General features: G+C 34.5%; 20 protein-coding genes. 16 read left to right on the top strand and 4 right to left on the bottom strand.

Annotated elements, in window-relative coordinates:
- Window positions 1–167 precede the first annotated feature (167 nt).
- From ACFFIS_RS09760 to ACFFIS_RS09745, 4 genes are all read left to right on the top strand, one after another.
- Window positions 168–824: an SIMPL domain-containing protein gene (locus tag ACFFIS_RS09760; protein WP_320378403.1), complete on the top strand. Its 657-nt coding sequence runs from the start codon at window positions 168–170 to the stop codon at window positions 822–824.
- Window positions 825–1,093: 269 nt separating this feature from the next.
- Window positions 1,094–1,681: a GNAT family N-acetyltransferase gene (locus ACFFIS_RS09755; RefSeq protein ID WP_390187251.1), complete on the top strand. Its 588-nt coding sequence runs from the start codon at window positions 1,094–1,096 to the stop codon at window positions 1,679–1,681.
- Between the two features lie 423 nt (window positions 1,682–2,104).
- Window positions 2,105–2,440 (top strand): hypothetical protein, encoded by a 336-nt coding sequence (locus ACFFIS_RS09750; RefSeq protein ID WP_390187249.1) that lies wholly within the window; start codon window positions 2,105–2,107, stop codon window positions 2,438–2,440.
- Between the two features lie 329 nt (window positions 2,441–2,769).
- A complete protein-coding gene (locus ACFFIS_RS09745; protein WP_390187247.1) occupies window positions 2,770–3,720 on the top strand; it encodes an alpha/beta hydrolase in 951 nt (316 codons plus the stop codon).
- Window positions 3,721–3,882: 162 nt separating this feature from the next.
- On the opposite strand, the gene ACFFIS_RS09740 is transcribed toward ACFFIS_RS09745, so the two are convergent.
- A complete protein-coding gene (locus tag ACFFIS_RS09740) occupies window positions 3,883–5,424 on the bottom strand; it encodes a DHA2 family efflux MFS transporter permease subunit (protein WP_320378407.1) in 1,542 nt (513 codons plus the stop codon).
- A 177-nt stretch (window positions 5,425–5,601) separates the two neighbouring features.
- Between ACFFIS_RS09740 and ACFFIS_RS09735 the strand changes: the two genes are divergently transcribed.
- Window positions 5,602–6,486, top strand: a complete 885-nt coding sequence (locus tag ACFFIS_RS09735; protein ID WP_390187244.1) for a TetR/AcrR family transcriptional regulator — start codon at window positions 5,602–5,604, stop codon at window positions 6,484–6,486.
- 135 nt (window positions 6,487–6,621) lie between these two features.
- Here ACFFIS_RS09735 and ACFFIS_RS09730 read toward each other — a convergent pair whose 3' ends face one another.
- On the bottom strand, window positions 6,622–7,206 hold the full coding sequence (locus ACFFIS_RS09730) for a sigma-70 family RNA polymerase sigma factor (RefSeq protein ID WP_390187243.1): 585 nt from the start codon (window positions 7,204–7,206) through the stop codon (window positions 6,622–6,624).
- Window positions 7,207–7,460: 254 nt separating this feature from the next.
- On the opposite strand from ACFFIS_RS09730, the gene ACFFIS_RS09725 reads away from it, so the two are divergent.
- Window positions 7,461–8,078: a hypothetical protein gene (locus tag ACFFIS_RS09725; protein WP_390187242.1), complete on the top strand. Its 618-nt coding sequence runs from the start codon at window positions 7,461–7,463 to the stop codon at window positions 8,076–8,078.
- Between the two features lie 219 nt (window positions 8,079–8,297).
- On the opposite strand, the gene ACFFIS_RS09720 is transcribed toward ACFFIS_RS09725, so the two are convergent.
- A complete protein-coding gene (locus tag ACFFIS_RS09720) occupies window positions 8,298–9,302 on the bottom strand; it encodes an asparaginase (protein ID WP_390187239.1) in 1,005 nt (334 codons plus the stop codon).
- A 239-nt stretch (window positions 9,303–9,541) separates the two neighbouring features.
- On the opposite strand from ACFFIS_RS09720, the gene ACFFIS_RS09715 reads away from it, so the two are divergent.
- From ACFFIS_RS09715 to ACFFIS_RS09680, 8 genes are all read left to right on the top strand, one after another.
- Window positions 9,542–10,231, top strand: coding sequence for a response regulator (locus tag ACFFIS_RS09715; protein ID WP_390187238.1), 690 nt, complete (start codon window positions 9,542–9,544; stop codon window positions 10,229–10,231).
- A 102-nt stretch (window positions 10,232–10,333) separates the two neighbouring features.
- Window positions 10,334–11,335 carry a sensor histidine kinase gene (locus ACFFIS_RS09710; RefSeq protein WP_390187237.1) on the top strand — a complete coding sequence of 334 codons (1,002 nt, stop codon included), beginning with the start codon at window positions 10,334–10,336 and terminating at the stop codon, window positions 11,333–11,335.
- Window positions 11,336–11,464: 129 nt separating this feature from the next.
- The gene (locus tag ACFFIS_RS09705; protein ID WP_390187235.1) at window positions 11,465–12,232 is read left to right on the top strand and encodes an ABC transporter ATP-binding protein; all 768 of its coding nucleotides are present in this window, start codon (window positions 11,465–11,467) and stop codon (window positions 12,230–12,232) included.
- Window positions 12,204–14,093 (top strand): ABC transporter permease, encoded by a 1,890-nt coding sequence (locus tag ACFFIS_RS09700; RefSeq protein WP_390187232.1) that lies wholly within the window; start codon window positions 12,204–12,206, stop codon window positions 14,091–14,093. Before ACFFIS_RS09705 ends, ACFFIS_RS09700 begins: the two co-directional genes overlap by 29 nt.
- A 236-nt stretch (window positions 14,094–14,329) precedes the next feature.
- The gene (locus ACFFIS_RS09695; RefSeq protein ID WP_320378419.1) at window positions 14,330–14,743 is read left to right on the top strand and encodes a hypothetical protein; all 414 of its coding nucleotides are present in this window, start codon (window positions 14,330–14,332) and stop codon (window positions 14,741–14,743) included.
- A 322-nt stretch (window positions 14,744–15,065) separates the two neighbouring features.
- Window positions 15,066–15,827, top strand: a complete 762-nt coding sequence (locus ACFFIS_RS09690) for a hypothetical protein (protein WP_320378420.1) — start codon at window positions 15,066–15,068, stop codon at window positions 15,825–15,827.
- Window positions 15,824–17,065, top strand: coding sequence for a glycosyltransferase family 2 protein (locus ACFFIS_RS09685; RefSeq protein WP_390187230.1), 1,242 nt, complete (start codon window positions 15,824–15,826; stop codon window positions 17,063–17,065). Before ACFFIS_RS09690 ends, ACFFIS_RS09685 begins: the two co-directional genes overlap by 4 nt.
- A 327-nt stretch (window positions 17,066–17,392) precedes the next feature.
- Window positions 17,393–18,076: a response regulator transcription factor gene (locus tag ACFFIS_RS09680; protein WP_390187227.1), complete on the top strand. Its 684-nt coding sequence runs from the start codon at window positions 17,393–17,395 to the stop codon at window positions 18,074–18,076.
- A 109-nt stretch (window positions 18,077–18,185) separates the two neighbouring features.
- On the opposite strand, the gene ACFFIS_RS09675 is transcribed toward ACFFIS_RS09680, so the two are convergent.
- Window positions 18,186–18,497, bottom strand: a complete 312-nt coding sequence (locus ACFFIS_RS09675) for a HesB/YadR/YfhF family protein (RefSeq protein WP_390187226.1) — start codon at window positions 18,495–18,497, stop codon at window positions 18,186–18,188.
- A 653-nt stretch (window positions 18,498–19,150) separates the two neighbouring features.
- Here ACFFIS_RS09675 and ACFFIS_RS09670 point away from each other — a divergent pair.
- Window positions 19,151–20,320, top strand: coding sequence for a hypothetical protein (locus ACFFIS_RS09670; protein WP_320379742.1), 1,170 nt, complete (start codon window positions 19,151–19,153; stop codon window positions 20,318–20,320).
- Between the two features lie 77 nt (window positions 20,321–20,397).
- Window positions 20,398–21,639, top strand: coding sequence for a metal-dependent hydrolase family protein (locus ACFFIS_RS09665; protein ID WP_320378424.1), 1,242 nt, complete (start codon window positions 20,398–20,400; stop codon window positions 21,637–21,639).
- Window positions 21,640–21,783 lie beyond the last annotated feature (144 nt).

The raw sequence follows: 21,783 nt of genomic DNA, 5'->3' as shown, positions 1-21,783 counted from the left end.
CTCATCCCCCTTTTTTTATTCAAACAATAAACCGAACTGTAAAATTATTACATGTCTTACATAAGGTTACATTCGTGCAAGGCCTATGGGTCAGACCCCTTTTTGTGAATCCCTTTTCTCCGCTTTTGCATAGTATATTGAAAAAGCGATGTGAAGGGTGAATGCATTTGTATGAAGAATTGGGAAGACAATCAGAAGGTCATCTTAATCAACGAACAATAATTGTTTATGGAACTGGATCCATACAAGTCACGCCAGATTTGGCGGAGGTAAGGTTTGACATGATAAATGAGGGGAAAGATGTTGCAACCGTACAAGAAGAAAATACACATAAAGCGAACCAAGTTATCCAAGCATTATTGCAACTTGGCATCCCACAAGAAAATATACAGACCGTATCTTATAGAATCGAGCCAATGTACGATTATGTAGATGGCAAACAGATATTTCGGGGTTATCAAGTGGTTCATGCTCTCACGGTAAAAATACCAATGTTATCACAAACAGGGATAGTGATTGATACGGCAGTAAAAGCGGGAGTAAGTCGTGTTTCTAATATCCAATTTACAACATCTCATAAAGAAGCATGGTATCAACGCGCTTTAGTCGTTGCACTTCAACATGCAGTAGTAAAAGCACAGACAATCGCAAGAACATTACAAGTTCAGATAGAAAATGAACCTACATTTGTAAAGGAAATATTAGACCAACAGCCTATCATGCCACAAACATTTAAAACAGTAGAACTAAGTGCAACTACTCCTATTGAAGCCGGTCAAATTAACGTACATGCAGATGTAGAAGTACACTTTCGATTTGAATAATTACCTACATTTTTCTGGGAAATTTTGAATTTCTCTCGTTGTAGTTCTATCAGAGTCTAATTGGCTGGAAGAGCCCCCACCCTAAAAAAATATAATGAGGAGTGGGGGTTTAAAAGCCAGTAAAAGCTAAGCAGTTCTTTCAACTAATAATCAGTAGTAGCGTGACGAAAACCGTACTGTTTGAAGTGGCGTTTAATTAGTTTTTATAAAATATATGAATCCCATGATTTTCAAACCTTTGAACAAAGTAGGATGATTGAAATTAGAACTTGATTTTGTTAGGATTATTAAAATTATGCTTTGCAAGTAAGGAGGCGAGTAAGATACATATACGAACAGCTAAAATAGAAGATGCACCTCATATAGCAAAAGTCCACGTAGATAGTTGGCGAACAACATATGCTGGCATCGTTCCAGATGCTTTTTTATATGAAAATCTAACTTATGAGTCTCGGACAAAAAGTTGGGAGAAACAGTTACAAGCAGATGAAACTACAATATTAGTAGCTGAAAATAAGCAAGGTGAACTGATAGGCTTTGCATCAGGTGGACGTGAAAGGAGCGGAAAATATAAGCATGTAGATGGCGAATTATATGCGATTTATTTGTTGCAAACATATCAAGGACAGAAAATTGGTTTTGCCCTTGTGGAGGCAATGGCACAATCCCTTTTAAAACAGGAATTCAGTGCAATGCTCGTCTGGGTTTTAGAGCAAAACAGCGCGAAGTATTTTTATGAAAAACTCGGTGGAAAAAGAGTAGATTCTGATAGGCTCATTATTAGTGGCAAGTCATTATTAGAGATAGCCTACGTATGGGATAATCTTAAACAGTTAGCGCATATTAACCGGCTATAAGACTTCGCTTCAAGAATACCAGTGGATTGATAGCATAATATGTGAGAAAACAACAATCAGATAAAGAACAATTTTTCAGACTTAATAGAACAGTCTTTGTTCCCCCGATTCTGTAACGGAAGTGCGCCCCACTGATTGAAGTTTGACTTTATATGACATGTGAAAGATAATCATGAACCATCCAAAGATATATTAAATTGGATGGTTTTCTTTCGCCTAAAAGAATATTTATGTTGAACCTATAAAGTTATTTTCTCTACAAGGAGCAAAAACGGTTGCAAGAATATCAGGATTGGAGTAATATTTAAATAAAGGATGTTCACAAATCTGTAACAAACAATGTCTTAAATTATGAATTATATATGACAAATGTCTGAAGTGAATATAATTATTTATGATAACAACTCGGGGGAGAGATGTGAGATGGCTTATTTTAGTTCCATTGTGATAGGATCTTTATTTGTATATGTATTAATGTTTAGTTTATATCTGATTACAGAAAAAGGAAAAGGCTTAAAAAATATGGAAGTCATTTTGTCACTTATTTGTTGGGGGATGAGTGTTCTATCCTTTTACCAAGCCGCAATGATTGCAGAGAAAATGGGAGTCATGGGGCAATCAACGATAGGTGATGCGATGTTAAGTGTGCTTAGTTTAATTTTATTAGGTAAAGCTTATTTTTACCCGTCCTCGAAAAAGCCAATGAAAAAGCGTGGTATGGTTTTAACACTTGTAAATGGTAATAACCAAATCAAGTAATAGATGATCGGGAGTCATACAAAAAAAGAAACTGATATTGTTTAAACAATACTATATACCGAATTCGGCTTAAATATAGTGATGACAATACTTAATCACTATATTTACTGGCTGTATGACTCCGTCTGTAAAATGTTATCAATTGCTTAAGGTCTATCAGACAATAACTCCATAACACTCCGAAATATTCTTCTACATAAAAATACTACCCTCATGCTTTTCTTGTAAAAACAAGTAATTACCCTAAAATATACTAGAATAAAATGTATAAGAACGGTATGATAGAAATATAAAATAATAGATGATCGCGTAATGAATGGGGGAGTATGATGAAGAAAAGGATTCTCATTATTTTAGGGAGTATTATTGGAGTTTTATTTATTGGGCTCATCTTTGCTGGTAATTATTTTTATAGCCAAGGTATTAAACGTGGTACGGAGGTTGAACTTCATCGAGAAGCAGAAACAGTAAATGCTGCTGTAAGTTCGACTGACCAATCTATATTTGATGAAGCAAAGGCATGGTTTGACAATCAAAAAACTGAATTATTAGAAATTAAATCGTATGACAAACTATCATTGAAGGCACAATTTATCAAAAATGAAATACCAAATAAAAAAGCAGTTATTTTAGCACATGGTTTTCGGAATACAAGTGACGACATGGGGAAATTAGCCAAGTTTTATTATGATGAAGGATTTGACATTTTACTTCCAGATGCACGGGGGCACGGAGAAAGTGAAGGTGATTACATAGGATATGGCTGGCATGATAGATTAGACTATCTTGATTGGATTCAATTATTAATTGATGAATATGGTGCAGAAAATATTATCCTACATGGAAATTCGATGGGGGCTGCTGTTGTACTCATGACGAGTGGTGAAAAGTTACCACCCCAGGTAAAAGGAATTATTGCGGATAGTGGCTATAGTACAGTGAAAGAAGAGTTGCAACATCAATTAAAGCATATTTATAATTTGCCATCGTTTCCTCTACTTGATGTAACGAGTATCATCACAAAGATACGTGCTGGCTATACATTTGAAGAAGCATCATCCATAGACCAAGTAAAGAAAAATACGAAACCGTTACTTATCATTCATGGTGATGCCGATGACTTAGTACCGACAAAAATGGCGTATGATATTTACGATGCAGCTGGCGGGAAAAAAGAATTGTGGATTGTTCCAGATGTTGGCCATACAAAGGCGTTTGACCTTTTCACGGAGGAATTTCAAGTACGTATAAAAGAATTTATTGATTCTGTCATTAACTGAATAAGAAAAAATTAGCGCATTCTTCTTACAATAGGAATGCGCTAGTTTTTTCTGTTTTATTTATTGGCTACGTGTAGCAAGTAGTATGTATATGGAACTAGGCTATAAATAAGGCTATGACAAACGGGGTTCTCCCATTTGTCATAGCCTCATCAAATTAGATTACAATACAGGTGCTTCATCAGAGTTATTCTTTGGTTCAATATCTTCTGTAAGTGGCTTGTTGGAAGATGTTGGTACACGTTTTATAAAAAATGTTAATACTAGGGCAATGAGTGCAATGAAAGTAGATACTAAAAATGTTAAGTTGATACCATTTAACATTGCCTCATTTAAAATTTGTGTTTCTAATTGTTTAGTTTGCGCAGCTGTTATTGGCACATTTGGATCAAGTGTAGCCATCACTTTCTCACCAATTTCAGCAGCCTTTGATTCTGTACGACTGTTCATGACAGTAATTAATAATGCGGAACCAATTGCACCAGACACTTGTTGTAAAGTATTATTCATCGCAGTTCCATGTGGATAATAATGGGCTGGTAATTGGTTTAACCCATTCGTCATAATGGGCATCATGACCATGGACATACCAAAGCTTCTAATCGAAAATAATACAACAAGGCTAGAGTAGGATATATCCATATTAAGTTTACTAAAGAAATAAGTCGTAATGATAACAATAGATAAACCTAAAGTAGATAGTGTTTTAGGACCGTATTTATCAAATAATTTACCTGTGATAGGTGACATAATTCCCATTAAAACTGCACCAGGCAACATTAATAAACCTGCATCCATTGGTGAAAAGCCACGAATTGTTTGAATGTATATCGGAACTAAGATCATCGCTGAAAACATTGCGATTGCGAGTACGATAGAAATGGATGATGCAAGAGCATACATCGGGTATTTAAATACTCTAAATTCCAACATTGGTTCTTCTAAACGTAGCTGACGTAAGATCATCATGACAAGTGCAATTGCACCAACTATGATTGTTCCATATACTAATGGATGACCCCAGCCTTTATCTCCAGCTGAACTAAACCCATATAATAAACCAGCAAAACCAATACTTGATAATATAAGTGATAAAGTATCTAAGTTAATTTTCCGTTGTGGCATAATATTTTTCAGTTTAAAAATAGCAAATAGCAATGTCAATACTGCAAAAGGAATCACGATATCAAATAATGCTCTCCAGCTATAATGTTCTACAATCCAACCAGATAAAGTTGGTCCAAGTGCTGGAGCAACAAACATAACTAAACCGAAAGTACCCATTGCAGCACCGCGTTTTTCAATTGGAAATGCAACAAGCATAATATTCATTAACAATGGCATCATGACTGCTGAGCCTGAAGCTTGAATCATTCTTGCCGTAAGTAATATACCGAACGTTGGAGAAAAACTTGCCATCACCGTACCTATCGTAAATAAACTCATTGCGGTAATAAATAAGGAACGGTTTGAAAAACGTTGAATGAAAAATGCACTAGCAGGGATAAGAATACCATTAATTAACATGTACCCTGTAGATAACCATTGTACAGCAGTTGGCTTTACTTCAAATTCACTCATAATGGAAGGAAGGGCCACGTTTAACAATGTTTCATTTAAAATCGAAACGAAGGCACCAATAAATAAAATTGCAATCATCGCATATGGTGGTTTTTTTTCAATTGTATGATTTATATCTGTCATAATCTATCACAACCTTTTATCGAAATGGAATTTTTGAGGTGTATTTTTTAGATACTTACGTATTCTATACTATCGGTCTAAAATAATCAAGTTGGTTAATCGCTTACATTAAAAAATGTTGAATTATAGGTGTTTAAGGGATAGAATGGAAGTACAATTCATAAAGGGATGATCATGATGAATAGGAAGAAAAGGCAGATTGTTGATGCTGCTTTAACGTTATTTGTTGAAAAAGGATTTGGACAAACATCGATTCAGGATATCATAACTGAAGCTAAAATTGCGAAGGGGACATTTTATAATTATTTTTCTTCTAAAAATGAATGTTTTATATCAGTACTAGCATATATAAAAGAAATGGGGGATCAGCGTCGTTTAGAATTGGCGGCGGACAAGGATAAAACGGATGAACATACTTTTATAGAACAAATTGCAGTACGGATGAATATGAGTAAAGAATATAATTTAATATCCCTTTTTGAGTCAGCCTCTTTTTCTGATGATAAAGAACTGATAAAGTTTATTAAACAACAACATATGAAAGAAATTGAATGGATTGCAAGTCGTATTGTTGAAATATATTCGCCTGGAACGAAAAAGTATGCATTGGACCAGGCAATCATATTACTAGGAATTATTAATCATTTTATGCATGCGTGGATAATGGGAACGTCAAAACAAGTTTCTACTACGAAAGTAATTCGTTTTGCAATAAATCGTTTAAAACCGATTATTGTTGAACAGATGAAATCAGATGAGGTCTTCTTTCCCAGGGATTGGTTAGCAAGTGAAAAGAAAGAGGAGAATAAACAAGCAGACATTAAGAGACAATTGGTTATTGCACTTGAAGAATTTCAACAAAAATTAAAAGCAAATCCGCGATGTCAATCTATTACGGTAGAGTATACGAAATTTTTGCTCGATGAATGTAAACAGGAAGAACTGCGAAAAGGAATATTTGAAAGTGTTATGACTTCCTTAACAGAAACTGTAAAGGAAACACCATACGAATCAATTGTTAGACGGATATCTCAACTCGCCTGGAACCTACTATATCAATAAATCTAACTAAAAGACAATATGCAATTGAACGGGGTGCGTGCACATGTGTGTATTCCTGATCTCCTATAAATATAAATTAAAATAAGCACATCAAAAAACTAGTGTCTATCGATTGAACACTAGTTTTTTTATAAGTTAGGGTAAATAATCTTTTAAATCAACGTCTATCTTGCGTAAAAATGCTTCATCACGTAATTTCCTTCTTGTTTGCTTGCCCCAGCCCTTTACAGCTTCTACAGTCGTATTTTCAATCTTGGCAATTTCCTTTTGTGTATACCCTTTGATAATAAAATAATCAATCCATTTCCACTGTTTTATCGTTAAATTTCTCCTTAGTTTGTCCCAAAAGTGAAAATCTTGAATTGGTATATCATGATGTGGTGGAATTACGTAGGACACATCGGTCTTACGGAGATGGTTACCATTCGTTTGTTTAATTTCATGCTCTTTTATGATATCCTCCTCGTTTTCCAGAACCCGTGATTCTTTACGAATTTTGTCGATGATACGATTACGAATATGAAAATTGAAATATGTTGACATTGGTCCACGGTCTGGATCGTATTTTTCATAGGCGTTCCATAAAGCAACAAGACCTTCCTGAAAAAACTCATGATGTGGATCACGTATATTCAATTTGTGAAGTTGATAATAAATTCGTCGTTCATTCTGTTCGAAAATCTCTTCAAAAGTAAGTGTAAGTTTATTGTTTTGCGTCAATGAACATCCTCCTATTCACTTTCAATCTTTCCGAGAGTCCGGAAATCTTCTTATATCTATAATCGAAATATGTTGCGTCTAGGTGGTGTTAATTTAAAAGATTTGTAAAAAAACTTCCATGTAAGTAGCGTATATTCATTATAAGGGAACGCTTGTTCTGAATCAAGCGTTTATAATAATTAATAGTGGATACAATCTAAAAAATCCGCTAACAATAAGCTTGATTAAAGACACGTAAGGAGGATCCTCTCAAGATGCGATTTAATGTGTACATACTAAATGTTACGATAATGATCATATTTAGCTTATTAGTAGCTTGTACGTCAAGCGATAAAGAAGACCATGCACAGCAAAATCAACAAATAACTGGGGAATTGGTCAAATATACTACTGACAAACGTAAGGAAAGTACGCAGGAAATAGAACCAGGTAAATTTTCTATCTTTTATAAAGATGATATAGTAAAACAAGCAAAAAGCGGTACGATGAATATGAATATAAGCCACTTAAAAATTGGCGAGTTAAAGGTAAAGGATGATTATTTAGATTTATTCAATGGAGAGGATACGGTTACGGCCATCATGTTTCATGTATTCGCTAAAAATACATCAAATAAAACGATTAGTTTTTATCCTGATTATGCAATGATTACTACAAATACAAATGATCAAGTGACTGCTGAAACATACTTTTCAGATGATGTCGGCGGTGATTTTATTGGACAAGTAAAAAAGGAAGGAAATATTATTTTCTTTTTACGAACCCCACCAGAGGAGATTAATACACTCACATTAGTAATAAACGGGCCGTATAATCAGGATTTTGTAAGTGTCGGAGAAGATGTGAAAATGACGTTTGAAATTAATAGGTAGTAAATGAAACTAAACCTTATAATTAGACTACTATGTTTAGTTATAAAAAAATTGTACTAATTATTTGTGGTTAAAGATAGATGAGCATTTTGTCGTCTAAATCATCAGTGAAAATTATTGTACAGAAACATGCCAAAAACTGAATGCAGACAATAAGAAAAGCCGATAATTCTGAAGCGTGCTGGAGCAGTATCATCGGCTTTTAAAGGTTATTTATCATTAATATGTATCAAAATAATATTGAATCTCACTCAGTTTATTTGTCTTTGTTAAAGCAAGCATTAGTAAAATTCTTGCCTTTTGGGGTGTGAGGTTATCTCCACTAATAAAATTATTTTGCTGATAAGCAGCGATGGGCACTACTCGACCATTGCCACCCCTACTACTACGGACTACATGAATGCCATTTTTTCGTGCCGCAAGCAATGCAGTTTCTTCTTGTTTTGAAAATCTCCCAGCTCCGACTCCGGCAACAACAATTCCCGCATATTGTTTAGAACGTGTAATAAATTGAATGATATCTCCACCTGCATCAACATGGGAATATACAATCGCAACCTTGGGCAGTTTTTGTAGCTGATTTGCATGAAAGTTTGAATTTACTGTATGCTTTCGTGTAGGTTTCCGATAAAATTGTACATTTAAACCTCCATCGATCACACCAAGGAATCCAAATTCACCATTTTGGAATGTTCCCAGTCGGTAAGTGTGCTCCTTCGTTACTTCTCGTGCGCTACTTATCTGGTCATTCGCCACTACAAGGACGCCATTAGAATAGGAAGAGGAGCTAGTGGCGACTGTTACTGCTTGCATGAGATTCAATGGTGTATCAGAACTTAATGCTGTATACGGACGTTGGGCGCCGACTAAAACGACGGGCTTTTTACTACGAACGGTGAGATGTAAAAAGTAAGCAGTTTCTTCTAACGTACTAGTTCCATGCGTAATGACAACACCATCAAAATTTTGTTGATTTAAATAATATTCAACAGTTTTAGCTAAATGAATCCAATGTTTTTCTGTTAGTTGGGTGCTACTAATATGATCAATATCGATAACTTCAATATGTGCAAGGTGCTGTAGCTCTGGAATACGGTCAAGTAAATCCTTACCACTTAGTAATCCAGATTGATAGTCTTTCAAATCCAAACGATTATTTCCTTTGGCAGAAATCGTACCCCCCAAAGCAATCAAAGCAATTTTTTTCAATGTTGAAACCTCCAATAGATTCGTACTATATCTATGTGCCTTTTAATCTCCTTTTGGAAATGTAAAGTAAAAGCTTATGTCATGTTAATATATAGTCTATGATTTCAAATAAAGTTAGTAAATACAATTTAAATGTATGAAAACGAATGGAATATACGACGTATTGGAAGAACGGAGAATGAATCGAGTCAATTGAATTTGATAATGAAGTGGTATAATCTGGATAGACCATAAACAGGTATGGGGTGATCATATTGGAAAAAATATTGATAATTGAAGATGATGTGAAAATAGCAAAACACCTTGCTTCACATCTAAAAAAATATAATTATGAAGTGCATGTAGCAACGGATTTTGAACGGATTATGGATACATTTCGTGAGTTTCAACCAAATCTTGTCCTTTTGGATATTAATTTGCCTAGCTTTGATGGTTTTTATTGGTGTCGTCAAATTCGAGTGGAATCCATATGTCCTGTTATTTTTATATCTGCCAGAATTGGGGAGATGGACCAAGTAATGGCAATTGAAAATGGCGGGGATGATTATATTATGAAACCATTTCATCCAGATGTTGTGATGGCGAAGATTCGTAGTCAAATGCGACGAGCATATGGTGAATATGCAACATCTCATAAAGAAAGGGTGATGGAAAAAGGTGGTATTCAGTTTTATCCAGAGCGACTAACGTTACATTATAGTGGCAATATGGTTGTACTTACAAAAAAGGAAGCTGATATTGTCGAGAGTATACTGGACCGATATCCACGAGTGGCAGGAAGAGAAGATTTATTAGAAAAAATTTGGGATGATCAGACATATGTGGACGAAAATACATTGAATGTAAATGTTGCACGTGTACGTAAAAAGTTCGCGGAGCTTGGATTGCATGATGCAATAGAAACTGTACGTGGTGCTGGCTATCGATTGCAAATCCCAGATTAGACTGTTTTGTACTTTACTATTTTTTAAATAAATACATGATTATAAATGCAAGCTGAACTGATTCGTATAACGCGATGTCCACATATGAATGGGGTGATAAAAGTGAAATTATTTTTACAAGAGAAGCAATCTTTGATTATGATGAACATCTTGCAAATAACTGTTATTTTATTATTGTTTTGGTTAGATGGATATAAAAGTAAACAGATGATTTTTTATGTGCTTTTTCTTAGCATCTTTATACTGACCTGCTATCTCGTTATTAATTATATAACACGGCGAAACTTTTACGCACGATTGCAATGTGCACAAACTACGCTTGATGAATCAATACAAAAATATGACAACGTACCAATAAGTGAAGCTTTAGAACGGTTACTAAAATTACAATATCAACTGTATATGGAAAAAATCGGTACCATTGAAGTGAAAAAAGAAGAACATTTTATGTTTATGGATCGATGGGTTCATCAGATGAAAACACCATTATCTGTTATTGAGTTGACTGCCCAAGATTTGGATGAACCGGAATCATCAAATATTCGTGAAGAGACAGAACAAATGAAGACAGGATTAAATACGGTGTTGTATATGGCCCGTTTACGAACGATTGAAAAGGACTTTCGCATTCAGCCGGTATTATTAGAAAAAGTAATTCGAGATGTAAATGTTGACTTAAAACGATTTTACATTCGAAATGAAGTTTATCCGAAGCTAGAAATACAGCGTGCGAACATAACTGTTGAATCAGATGAGAAGTGGCTTTTTTTTATGCTTTCACAGCTCATTTACAATGCGGTGAAATATTCTAAAGGACATAGTAAGCAAATTAATATTTCTCTTTTTGAACAACAAGAAGCAGCAATTATCGAAATAGAGGATTTTGGGATCGGTATTCCTCCAAACGATATGCGTCGTATTTTTGATGCATTTTATACAGGGCAAAATGGACGTTTATACCGTGAGTCAACTGGAATGGGTTTATTTCTAGTAAAAGAGGTAACACAATATTTACAACACAATGTTGAAGTAAAGAGTGAAGTTGGAAAAGGCTCGCGTTTTCGGATTATATTCTCACCAACCCAAAACCTTACAAAGATGTAAGGTAAATGAAAGGAAATTCGATAGTTTGTGATGCATGAAAAACGTATACTTTAAACAGAAATAAGGGAAACTGTCACAAAGGTAACTTGATAAACTGTGACACAATTTAGATTAGAAAGGAAGATTGGCATGTTACAAGTAAAAAGTGTTGGAAAAGTATACGAAGGTAAAGTAGCATATCGTGCATTGACAAATATTAATTTAGAAATAGATAAAGGTGAATTCGTTGGGGTGATGGGACCATCAGGAAGTGGAAAAACAACCTTGTTAAATATAATTTCCACGATTGATGATCCGACAACTGGTGAGGTTCTTATTGAAGGGGAAAATCCGCATCAATTAAATCGCAATCAACTAGCACAATTTCGTCGCCGTGAATTAGGATTTGTATTTCAAGATTTTAATTTGCTTCATACATTAACTGTAGAAGAAAATATTGTCTTACCACTCACATTAGATGGTGTACGTGTAAAAGATATGCGAGAAAAGGCACAAGCCATTGCTGATAAACTTGGCATTGCGCATATTTTAAATAAGCGGATATATGAAATTTCTGGTGGTCAAGCACAACGCGTAGCCGTTGCAAGAGCAATGATTCATCAGCCTAAATTACTTTTAGCAGATGAACCAACAGGAAATCTAGATTCTAAAGCTTCAAAAGATGTAATGGGTATGTTAGGGAAATTAAATGAAGAAGAAAAAACAACGATGATGCTCGTGACACATGATCCACAAGCGGCAAGTTATGCCAATCGTGTTATTTTTATTCGTGATGGAAAATTATATTCGGAAATTCATCGTGGTGATAATCGTCAAACATTCTTCCAGCAAATAATTGATACGCTCTCTTTGATGGGAGGGGATGACAATGACTTTTCGTCAGTTCGCCCTTCATAATGTTTTACGTAATAAACGTTTATACCTAGCTTATTTTTTAAGTAGTGCATTTACTGTGATGGTATTTTTCACATTTGCGATGTTCGCTTTTCACCCAACATTTTCAAGTGGCACGATTAATAAAAATGCATTATTTGGAATGAGTGTTGCGGGAGGAATTATTTACATTTTTTCATTTTTCTTCGTGCTATATTCGATGAGTTCCTTTTTGCAGTCACGTAAACGTGAATTTGGTTTACTTACATTACTTGGAATGTCAACACGCCAAATACGTTGGATGGTATTTTTAGAAAATATGCTTATAGGCTTGTTTGCAACATTGAGCGGCATTGGACTTGGGCTTATCTTTGCGAAAGTTATTCTACTTATTGCTGAAAACGCCCTTATTATTGAGCAATCGCTAAATTTCTATATGCCTACAAAGGCTATTATCATTACACTCGGGTCGTTTATCCTTTTATTTTTTGTTATTTCATTATTTGTCACATTTGTGCTTCGTACGAAAAAATTAATTGAGTTAATTAAAGGAAGCCAAAAATCAAAAGGTGAACCAAAGGCAAATATTTGGCTTACTTTATTTGCGGCTATACTCCTTATCGTTGGTTACAGCATTGCTTTATATGTGAAAGGTGCAGAAGTTATCATAGCCATGATTCCTGTTATAGTTATCGTAACTGTTGGCACATATTTTTTCTTTACACAACTTAGTGTTTATCTAATTCGAAGACTAAAAAGGAGTCGTCCTATTTTCTGGAGAAAAACAAATATGATATTGTTTTCGGATTTGGCCTTTCGTTTGAAAGATAATGCACGTACTTTCTTTATGGTTGCCATGATTTCTACTGTTGCCTTTACTGCGATTGGCACGTTATTTGGTTTTCAATCGTATATAACGAGAAGTGCAGCGGATGCTAGTCCATATCCATATACGTATTCAATTATACCGGGCAATGATGAGCCTGAAACAGAAAATGACCTTGTGCGAATAGACAATTACTTGAAAGATAAACAAATCCCATATCAAAAGGAAGGCATACAACTGCATTATTTTGATGTTAATGGGCGTGAGGTTCTAATTGTGAAAGCATCGGATTATAACCGATTTGCAAAGTTAGCAAATGAAGAATTAGTTCATCCGAAAGAAATAGAGGCTATTGTAACGAAAGATCAACAGGCTAATATGGTGAATGAAAATACGGAAGAGATTTTAGTTAAAACAAAGATTTCATTAAAAGACAAGCAGCAAATTAATCCAAGTAAAATAATAAAGACAAATATATTACCGGAAATGTATGCTTATTACATTGTGAATGATAATGTATATAATCAGTTGCCGGATGCTAAAAGAGAAAATATGTATTTTGCTTGGCAAGTAAAAAATGTGAGTAAAGATGTAAAAATAGAAACAGGAAAGTATCTTACAGAACATACACATTATTACAATTTCCAATCTATTGACTATATGCTATATGAAATAAATAAATCATTTGGCCCTATCTTATTTATCGGTTTATTTATTGGAATTGTATTTTTCGTATCAGCGGGTAGTTTTTTATATTTCCGCCTATATACAGATCTTGATGAAGATAAGGTGAAATTCAAAGCAATTGCTAAGATGGGCTTAACTGATTTTGAATTGCGTAAAATTATTACGCGCCAAACGATTATTCTATTCTTCGCTCCAATTATTGTGGCGTTGTTACATGGAGTCGTTGCATTAACTGCGTTATCCCATTTCTTTGATTTTGATATTACAAGAGAGGGTGCCATTGTACTTGGTTCGTTTGCATGTATCCAGGTTATATACTTTATCCTAGTTCGTTATTTTTATTTGAAACAATTAAAACGAGCATTAAGATAATGAAGAAAAAAACTTGAAAAAGATGTTTATTGTGAAGAAAAAAGGGTAACTAGCTTAATATGGGCTTGGTTATCCTTTTCTATTTACTAATAGGATGGAAATATTCATACTTTTTACCCATTTTTAACTTTTGTTACGTATCATGATTAATAAATGTACGTAATCGCTGGAAGATGGACAAGGCTTAGCACTGCATCATCTGAATCAAAATCTAAAAAAAGTAAGGAGTGACAATATTGGCTAATCAAAATCATCATCAACTTCAGATTGATAGAAGAGGTTTACAACAGTGCATTCGTTATATAAAAGAATTACGGAATTATATTAAGAATGAAAAAAACTGTTGTATTATTGAATTAAGATCTCTTTTTGGAAAGAAGAAATCAAATGTATTAGAGGGAAAAAGAATAATTGGAATCTCAGAGTTCGTTTTCACATGTCAGGAAATGTATGAGCAATTAGAACTACTAAGTGGTGGAAATATAGCTGGAATGTCACAGGAATTAAATATTGCTGCTACCTACTTTAAGAAAATCGGCAGATATAAGCACAGTATTAACCAACATTTACTAGAACATGGCTATTGCGAGCGAATTATGATGAATCAATCTCGTGAAATAAAAAGTATAGAATTTCTTTTTGTTCATTAAGAAGTGAATGGGGAAATCCCATCTAATATAGTGGATATATGAAAGCACCCAGTTTGCGGGTGCTTTATTTGTTTGGTTTAAAATACTGTTCGATAATCTTGTTACTTTTGACATATAATAAAACTTCACAATTTCATTATATTTACAGGTGTGGTTACTGAGGCAATGAATATATTTGTGGATTATTGGAATTTAGTCGATCTTCTATATGGAAAGTCGATTAATAATAGGAGCTGCATGAATAAAGACACAATACCCTTAGGCGACCTACATTTATTTATATCGAACGTTTTGAGAACTCCTTAAAGAAGGGAACTTGGATATGATTCATCATGTAATTGCAGCGATTGTTTTTGGATTGTTACTAATAAATGGTTGGGTGATTTTACTAGTAGAATTTCCATTTTCTTACCTAGATATGTTACTCATTGCCGTCTCAATTATCGTAATGTACATCTTACCTGTGCGTAAAACTTTTTTATACGTCGTCATCATCGTACTAGGCTATGGTGGATTTTTGACTGGATATGCTTTATTTCATAAGGTACAACCATCTGAACAAATGTTATATGTTTATGAACATGTTTTACTCACGTTGTTTCTCACTTTCTTATGGGTCGCAACAAACTATTTAAAAAATATGCAGGAAGAAATAAATCGGTTAAGGAAAAATGTGAAGTTGTTAGAAAAGACGAAAAAAAATACGGGCATTTTAACAAATCGCGAATTCCTGTATGAAGCAAAAGGAATATTAATTGCGGTAAGAAGAAAAGGTGAGGCCTGGTTTATAACGTTTGAGATAACCTATAGCGAACCGTATATTATGGAAAACCTTCAAGAATATATTGAACGAGCAATCTTAGCTGCAATTCGACAGCAATTTGACATTGTAACTTCACAAGAAAGAAGTATATTTCTCATTTTAAAAGATACGGATGAAAATGGGGTACATGTTGTTTTAGAACGTATAAAAGGAAAAATAAAGCAGGAATTAAATCTTTTGTATGCTCCTTTTGATATGTCTTACGAAAGATTATTATCTGAGGAAGTGTTCGAACGATTGAAAGAGGGAATGGAGTCGTGAATATTCTTTTTGATTCGATCATGATATTGTTTTGGATCATTTTAATTTTTTATTCTATATTAACTGTTGCTGGCGTTTGGTTTCGTGTAACATTTAAGGAAGCTAATAAATTGGCCTATTATCCAAGTGTCGCAGTCCTTATACCCGCATATAATGAAGGAATCGTAATGAGCTACACATTGCGAGCGATGGCACGTTTACGATATCCAGGTAAATTAAACATATATGTATTAAATGATCATTCAACAGATAATACTGGTGAAATTGCAGATGAATTTGCTAAGCTATTTTCCCATATACACCATATTCGCGTCCCAACTGGTGAACCAAAAGGAAAATCTCGTGTTCTCAATTATGGATTAAGCATATCCGAGTCAGATTATTTTATGATCTACGATGCAGATAATGAGCCTGAACCAGATGCATTAGTAAAGCTAATTGAACAAGCGGAAGTGACACCAAATGCGGCGGGGGCAGTAGGATATGTTAAAACAAAGAATTCAGAAGTAAATGCTTTAACACGAATGATTAGTCTTGAATTTCAAGTATTTCAGCTACTGATGCAATGTGGACGTTGGGCATTATTTAAACTTGGATCCCTTGCAGGAACAAATATGTTGTTAAAAAGATCAATCATAGAAGAAGTTGGTGGCTATGATCCATACGCTTTAGCGGAAGATGCAGAATTAACAGTTCGTATCACTGCTTTAGGTTATCTTATTCCTGTCGTGCCAACTTCTAAAACATGGGAACAAGAACCTGAAAAACTTTCAACCTATTTTAAACAACGAACACGCTGGTTTATTGGAAACATTTATTTATTAGAAAAGTCATTGCTATCAAAGGATTATTGGAAAGGACGTACACTTTTTTTATCCTTACAACATGTTATGACATATTCTGTTTTTGTTGTTTTACTATTAGTATCAGATATATTCTTTGTTTTGAGTATTTTAGGTATGATGACAATGTATAAATCTGTTGCCCCCTTACTTATTTTATGGTTTATGAGTTATATCGTTTATACGATGCAGCTATTAAGTGCACTAGCCGTTGATCGAAATATTACCTTTATAAATGTTTGTTTTATTATCATCATGTATTTTACGTATGCTCAATTGTTCCTCATAAAGCTAATACGTAGTTTTGTTATTTATACAAGGAATAAAATAAAAAAACAAACGATAGAATGGGAAAAAACAGCACGATTTGATAGGGATGACAATTCGTCACCTTAACTGTTTGAGCTACTATAAGGTTAAATTTTTTATTAATGGATGGCTGAGGACTGTGAAACATTGGCCTTCATGTCTTCGCTCATAAAAAATCGTACCATTGATGACTGTCGGTTCATACTGTGGCGATAATACAGGCAGAAAAACAAGCAGTTTTGATAATGTATTGTTTTCCTGCCATTTTTTACGGGTTTTAAATAAATGGAGGATGGCTACTAATCTATTCTGAATATTTTATATTAAATATCAATTATAAATTATTTGTGTTATAATACAGGTAAGTATACATGGTATGCATAGCCTTTAAAGTAATTAAGGGGGGAAGAACATATGGCAATTAATATTTTACTAATTGAAGAAGATGAAGCTTTAGGAAAAGGATTACAAACTTATTTTAAAAAAGATGAGTTTGTCATGGAGTGGATCAATGATAGTAATGCAGCAATTACATATGTTCATCAATTTTTACCTGAGGTTATCATATTATCAAACGAAATTTCGGAATTGGACAAGGATGAAATATGTAAAAATATTCGTAAACACTTTCATATACCAATTATTTTTATTAGCAATGCAAGTGATTTAAAAAGAAAATTGCAATGTTTTAAATTAGGTGGAGACGACTTTCTTACAATACCATTCCATTTCGAAGAATTAGAAGCACGCATAAGGGCAGTAGTAAGACGTTATCAGCAAGAGAATCAGAAACCATATCATATTATACGAAGTGGAAATTTGTCTATCCACTTAAATACATATGAATGTTTTATAGAAGGAGAGCTCATTTCTTTAACTGCAAAAGAGATGCAGTTATTATTGATGTTGGCGAAACGACCGAATCAAGTTTTTAGTGCGGAGCAAATATTTTATCATGTATGGGGCTATCATTCCGGTAGTAATATTGAAACAGTAAAGGTACATATACGTAATTTACGTAGTAAACTGAAGGGAAAAGAAAGGTCCCAATATATTGCCACAGTACGCGGCTTCGGCTATCGATTTATTACAAGTTAGGGGTCTGACCCCTCAATTATGAATTGTTAAATTATTTTCGTGTTGTAGTAGTGATACGACGAGGGACAGACGTGATATGTCTGTCCCTCGTTAATTTATTTTTAGTATATTATGTAAAGCTGTATAACGGTTCATCTGCATTTTCATCGTAATCTACATGAAAGTCATATCCACTAAAGAACCACTCATCAGATTTCTCAATGAAATAAATGACGCCATCTACGTCGACTTGAGCGAGAACATCATTTGGTTGTGCATATTGCATACCAAGTGAATAGTTATCATGTACTGCTGTCTTACCATATAATTTACCAAAAAAGCGAATACCATCGCCATTTTCAAGATCAAATTCTTTCTTAAACCACGCATGGGCTTTTTCTGTAACTGAAATGTTCATCTTATTTTTTGCAGAAGTCATCACTTCCGCAAGACCTCCTCTCAAACTACCTATTTTTAGTTTAACATTTCTCAAGCATTGTATACCCTTTAAAATTTGACGATTGACTGAATCTTCCAGGGGAGTCACTACATTATTTTATATTTAAACGAAGACTCTGTCTGAAAAAATGTAAAATCTTATCTTTTTTCCACTATAGGAAGTGGAAATTTATTGCAGGTAACTGCTGTAAGATCCTAAGTCAAAAAATCAATGAGATTTATGGATGATAGCTGGGAAATCATCCGAGAGTAATCCGATTCATTCAATTAACAATTAGCAAAGGAAGTACGAAAACCAAGCTGATTGAAGTTTCACTTTATGTAGCGATGAATGAAGTCATGCATCATTCTATTTAAATAGATTTTATCATGTATTTTCAAGTTATACGCAATAAAGCTTTATACCCTTTTTGATTTCTTTTTAAACTTTAAATCATTACGTTAAAAAATCAAATAAATAATAAATTTCGTGTATCGAAAGAATGTTGATATACCAATCACGTATGCGCTTTCATATTAGACTAATTAATTAGATAATTATAAAAAGGTGGAAAAGTGTGTAGACAAATGTTTTAAGAGGTGATATATTATTTAGCAATTATCAAAATTAGAAAAGTTGAAAAGGGAGGGGTTAGTTTGTTAAGTAATCCACTTATCGCAACCGTACTTATATTTGCATTGATTGCATTAGGAGAGTGGCTTTCTATTATTTCACGAGCGCGAATTCCTATGCTCCTAACCGCTATGGTTGGCTTCTTAGTATTAAGCTGGACGGGACTTTTCCCACAAGATATTTTGGAAAAATCCCAATTTCCTGCATTAGGCGCTATTTTAATTGGCCCAGCTATTTTACATATGGGTACGATGATTCCCTTTTCTTTGCTAAAGAGTCAAGTAAAGGCAGTTCTTATTGCGTTAGGTGGACTTGTTGTCTCAGGTGTTTTTGTTTTATCAATCATTTCATTTGTTTTTGATTATCCGACGGCAGTTGCTGGTGTTGGACCAATAAGCGGAGGAATTATCGCGCTCATTATAACATCGGAGAAATTAGCTGAAATTGGCCTTACAAGTCTTGTCGTAATTCCGGCACTTGTTGTAGCATTCCAAGGTGTAATAGGGATGCCATTGGCGTTACATTTTATGCGTAAATATGCAGTGAAGATTCAGGAAGAAATGGAAATTGGAACGTTTATTCCAATGGCAACAGATGAAGAGCTAAATGGGAAAGTAGATAAAACAGTAAAATCTAATCCATTAAAATCGAGTATGACCCTTAAATTATTCTTTGTCTTTGTTGGTGCTGCAATAGGAGTTGCGCTTGGAGAAATAACTCCAATTCATTACAGTTTATGGTGTCTTGCTATTGGAATTGTAGGATTAAAGTTAAATATATTTGAACCAAAAGCATTGGAAAAATCTAACTCTTTTACATTAACTATGATGGGAATTATCTTTGTCGTAATTGGTACAATGGCTGATGTTACACCGCAGCAAGCACTTGATAATCTACCAAGTATTATTTTGATATTAATTATCGGAACAATTGGAATTTCACTAGGTGGCTTCCTCGTGTCAAAACTTTTAAAGTGGCACCCGTATAAAGGTATGCCTGTTGCCTTAACAGCATTATTTGGATTTCCAGGTGATTACATTCTTTGCGAGGAAGTAGCACGTAGTATTGGAAAAGATAAACAGCAGGAAAAGCAAATTTTCAATGAACTATTGGCTCCAATGTTAATTGGTGGCTTTACGACAGTAACAGTTGCTTCCGTTTTGATTGCAGCAGTACTCGTACAGACATTGTAAATAGTGGTAGATTTTAATTGAATATATGTCGGATTTGTTTGTTTTGAAAATTTAAATACATATCGGAGGAATAGGAAATGGGAAAAAAACTTTTGAAAAATGGTATTGTGATTGATGGAAACGGCAGTGAACCGAAAACAGGATATGTCGTTGTAATCGAAGATGAGAAAATTGGATTTGTTGGACCTGAACAAGACTACCAGGCAGCCGGAGATGAAGCCGTGATTGATGTACAAGGTGGAACGGTCTTACCAGGTTTTATAGATTCCCATGTACATATGATGATGGAGTACTCACCAGTGGCGGAGCGATTAGCAACTCCATTTTCATTTATGTACTATCAGGCAGCGGAATACTTAAAGAATACGTTACATGCAGGAATTACATCAGTCAGAGATGCGTTAGGTACAGACTTAGGTGTGAAAAAGGCGGTTGAAGACGGTTTGATTGTTGGGCCACGACTACAATTAAGTATTAATGCATTAACAATAACAGGTGGCCATGGTGATGGATATACTGTTTCAGGAAAAGAATTGAATTTACTTCCTGAGAATTTTCCGGGCATGCCAAGTGGAAAATGCGACGGTGTCGAGGAAGTGAGAAAAAAAACACGCGAAATGTTGCGGGCCGGAGCAGAGGTAATCAAAGTTCATGCGACTGGTGGTGTATTAAGTGCAACAGATCATCCTGAATTTACGCAGTTCTCTCTTGAAGAATTAAAAGTAATAGTAGAGGAAGGGCATTTTAGAAAAGGCGTAAAAGTAATGGCTCATGCGCAAGGTGCAGAAGGAATTAAAAATGCAGTTCGAGCAGGTATCCATTCAATTGAACACGGAATCTTCCTCGATGATGAAGCAATTGAACTTATGCTGGAAAATGGAACATATCTAGTTCCTACATTATTAGCACCAGTTGCTGTTTTGGAAGACGCAGCAAAAGTTGGCATGCCTGATAGTGCAGTCGCGAAATCAAAAGAAGTGATTGAACAACATAAAGCAAGTTTCACAAAAGCGTATCAAGCTGGTGTTAAAATAGCCATGGGAACAGACGCTGGTGTTATGAAACACGGAACAAACTTACGTGAACTTGGTCTGATGGTAGATGCGGGTATGACACCAATGGATGCACTTATTGCTTCAACAAAAACTGCGGCCGAGTGCCTTGGTTGGGAAGATAAACTAGGTACTTTAGAAGCTGGAAAACTAGCTGACGTAATTGTCGTGAAAGGAAATCCGTTAGAAGATATTTACAGTCTAGCGAATAACGAAAATATCCAACTCGTTGTGAAAAATGGAAAAGTAGAGAAGCATTTATTGTAAGTTAACTAGCTGTAAAACCTAACCTACATCAACAAATCTAACATAAGGGGTCAGACCCCTTTAAAATGTACCCTTTGTAAAGGACATTTTTAAAAAAGGCTTTTAAACAACTTGAAGAAGATGATGACTGTATTTTGCAGGCGT

Origin of the sequence: Paracerasibacillus soli, assembly GCF_042432965.1 — a bacterium.
In the GTDB taxonomy this organism is placed as follows: Bacteria; Bacillota; Bacilli; order Bacillales; family Amphibacillaceae; genus Paracerasibacillus; species Paracerasibacillus soli.
This window is presented reverse-complemented; position numbering and strand designations above follow the sequence as displayed.

What these genes read in the sequence shown, in the direction of transcription:
- ACFFIS_RS09750 (WP_390187249.1), top strand. Translation starts at nt 2,105, where the DNA reads ATGGCTTATTTTAGTTCCATTGTGATAGGATCTTTATTTGTATATGTA.
- ACFFIS_RS09745 (WP_390187247.1), top strand. Translation starts at nt 2,770, where the DNA reads ATGAAGAAAAGGATTCTCATTATTTTAGGGAGTATTATTGGAGTTTTA.
- ACFFIS_RS09740 (WP_320378407.1), bottom strand. Translation starts at nt 5,424, where the DNA reads ATGACAGATATAAATCATACAATTGAAAAAAAACCACCATATGCGATG.
- ACFFIS_RS09735 (WP_390187244.1), top strand. Translation starts at nt 5,602, where the DNA reads ATGAATAGGAAGAAAAGGCAGATTGTTGATGCTGCTTTAACGTTATTT.
- ACFFIS_RS09725 (WP_390187242.1), top strand. Translation starts at nt 7,461, where the DNA reads ATGCGATTTAATGTGTACATACTAAATGTTACGATAATGATCATATTT.
- ACFFIS_RS09705 (WP_390187235.1), top strand. Translation starts at nt 11,465, where the DNA reads ATGTTACAAGTAAAAAGTGTTGGAAAAGTATACGAAGGTAAAGTAGCA.
- ACFFIS_RS09700 (WP_390187232.1), top strand. Translation starts at nt 12,204, where the DNA reads ATGACTTTTCGTCAGTTCGCCCTTCATAATGTTTTACGTAATAAACGT.
- ACFFIS_RS09690 (WP_320378420.1), top strand. Translation starts at nt 15,066, where the DNA reads ATGATTCATCATGTAATTGCAGCGATTGTTTTTGGATTGTTACTAATA.
- ACFFIS_RS09680 (WP_390187227.1), top strand. Translation starts at nt 17,393, where the DNA reads ATGGCAATTAATATTTTACTAATTGAAGAAGATGAAGCTTTAGGAAAA.
- ACFFIS_RS09665 (WP_320378424.1), top strand. Translation starts at nt 20,398, where the DNA reads ATGGGAAAAAAACTTTTGAAAAATGGTATTGTGATTGATGGAAACGGC.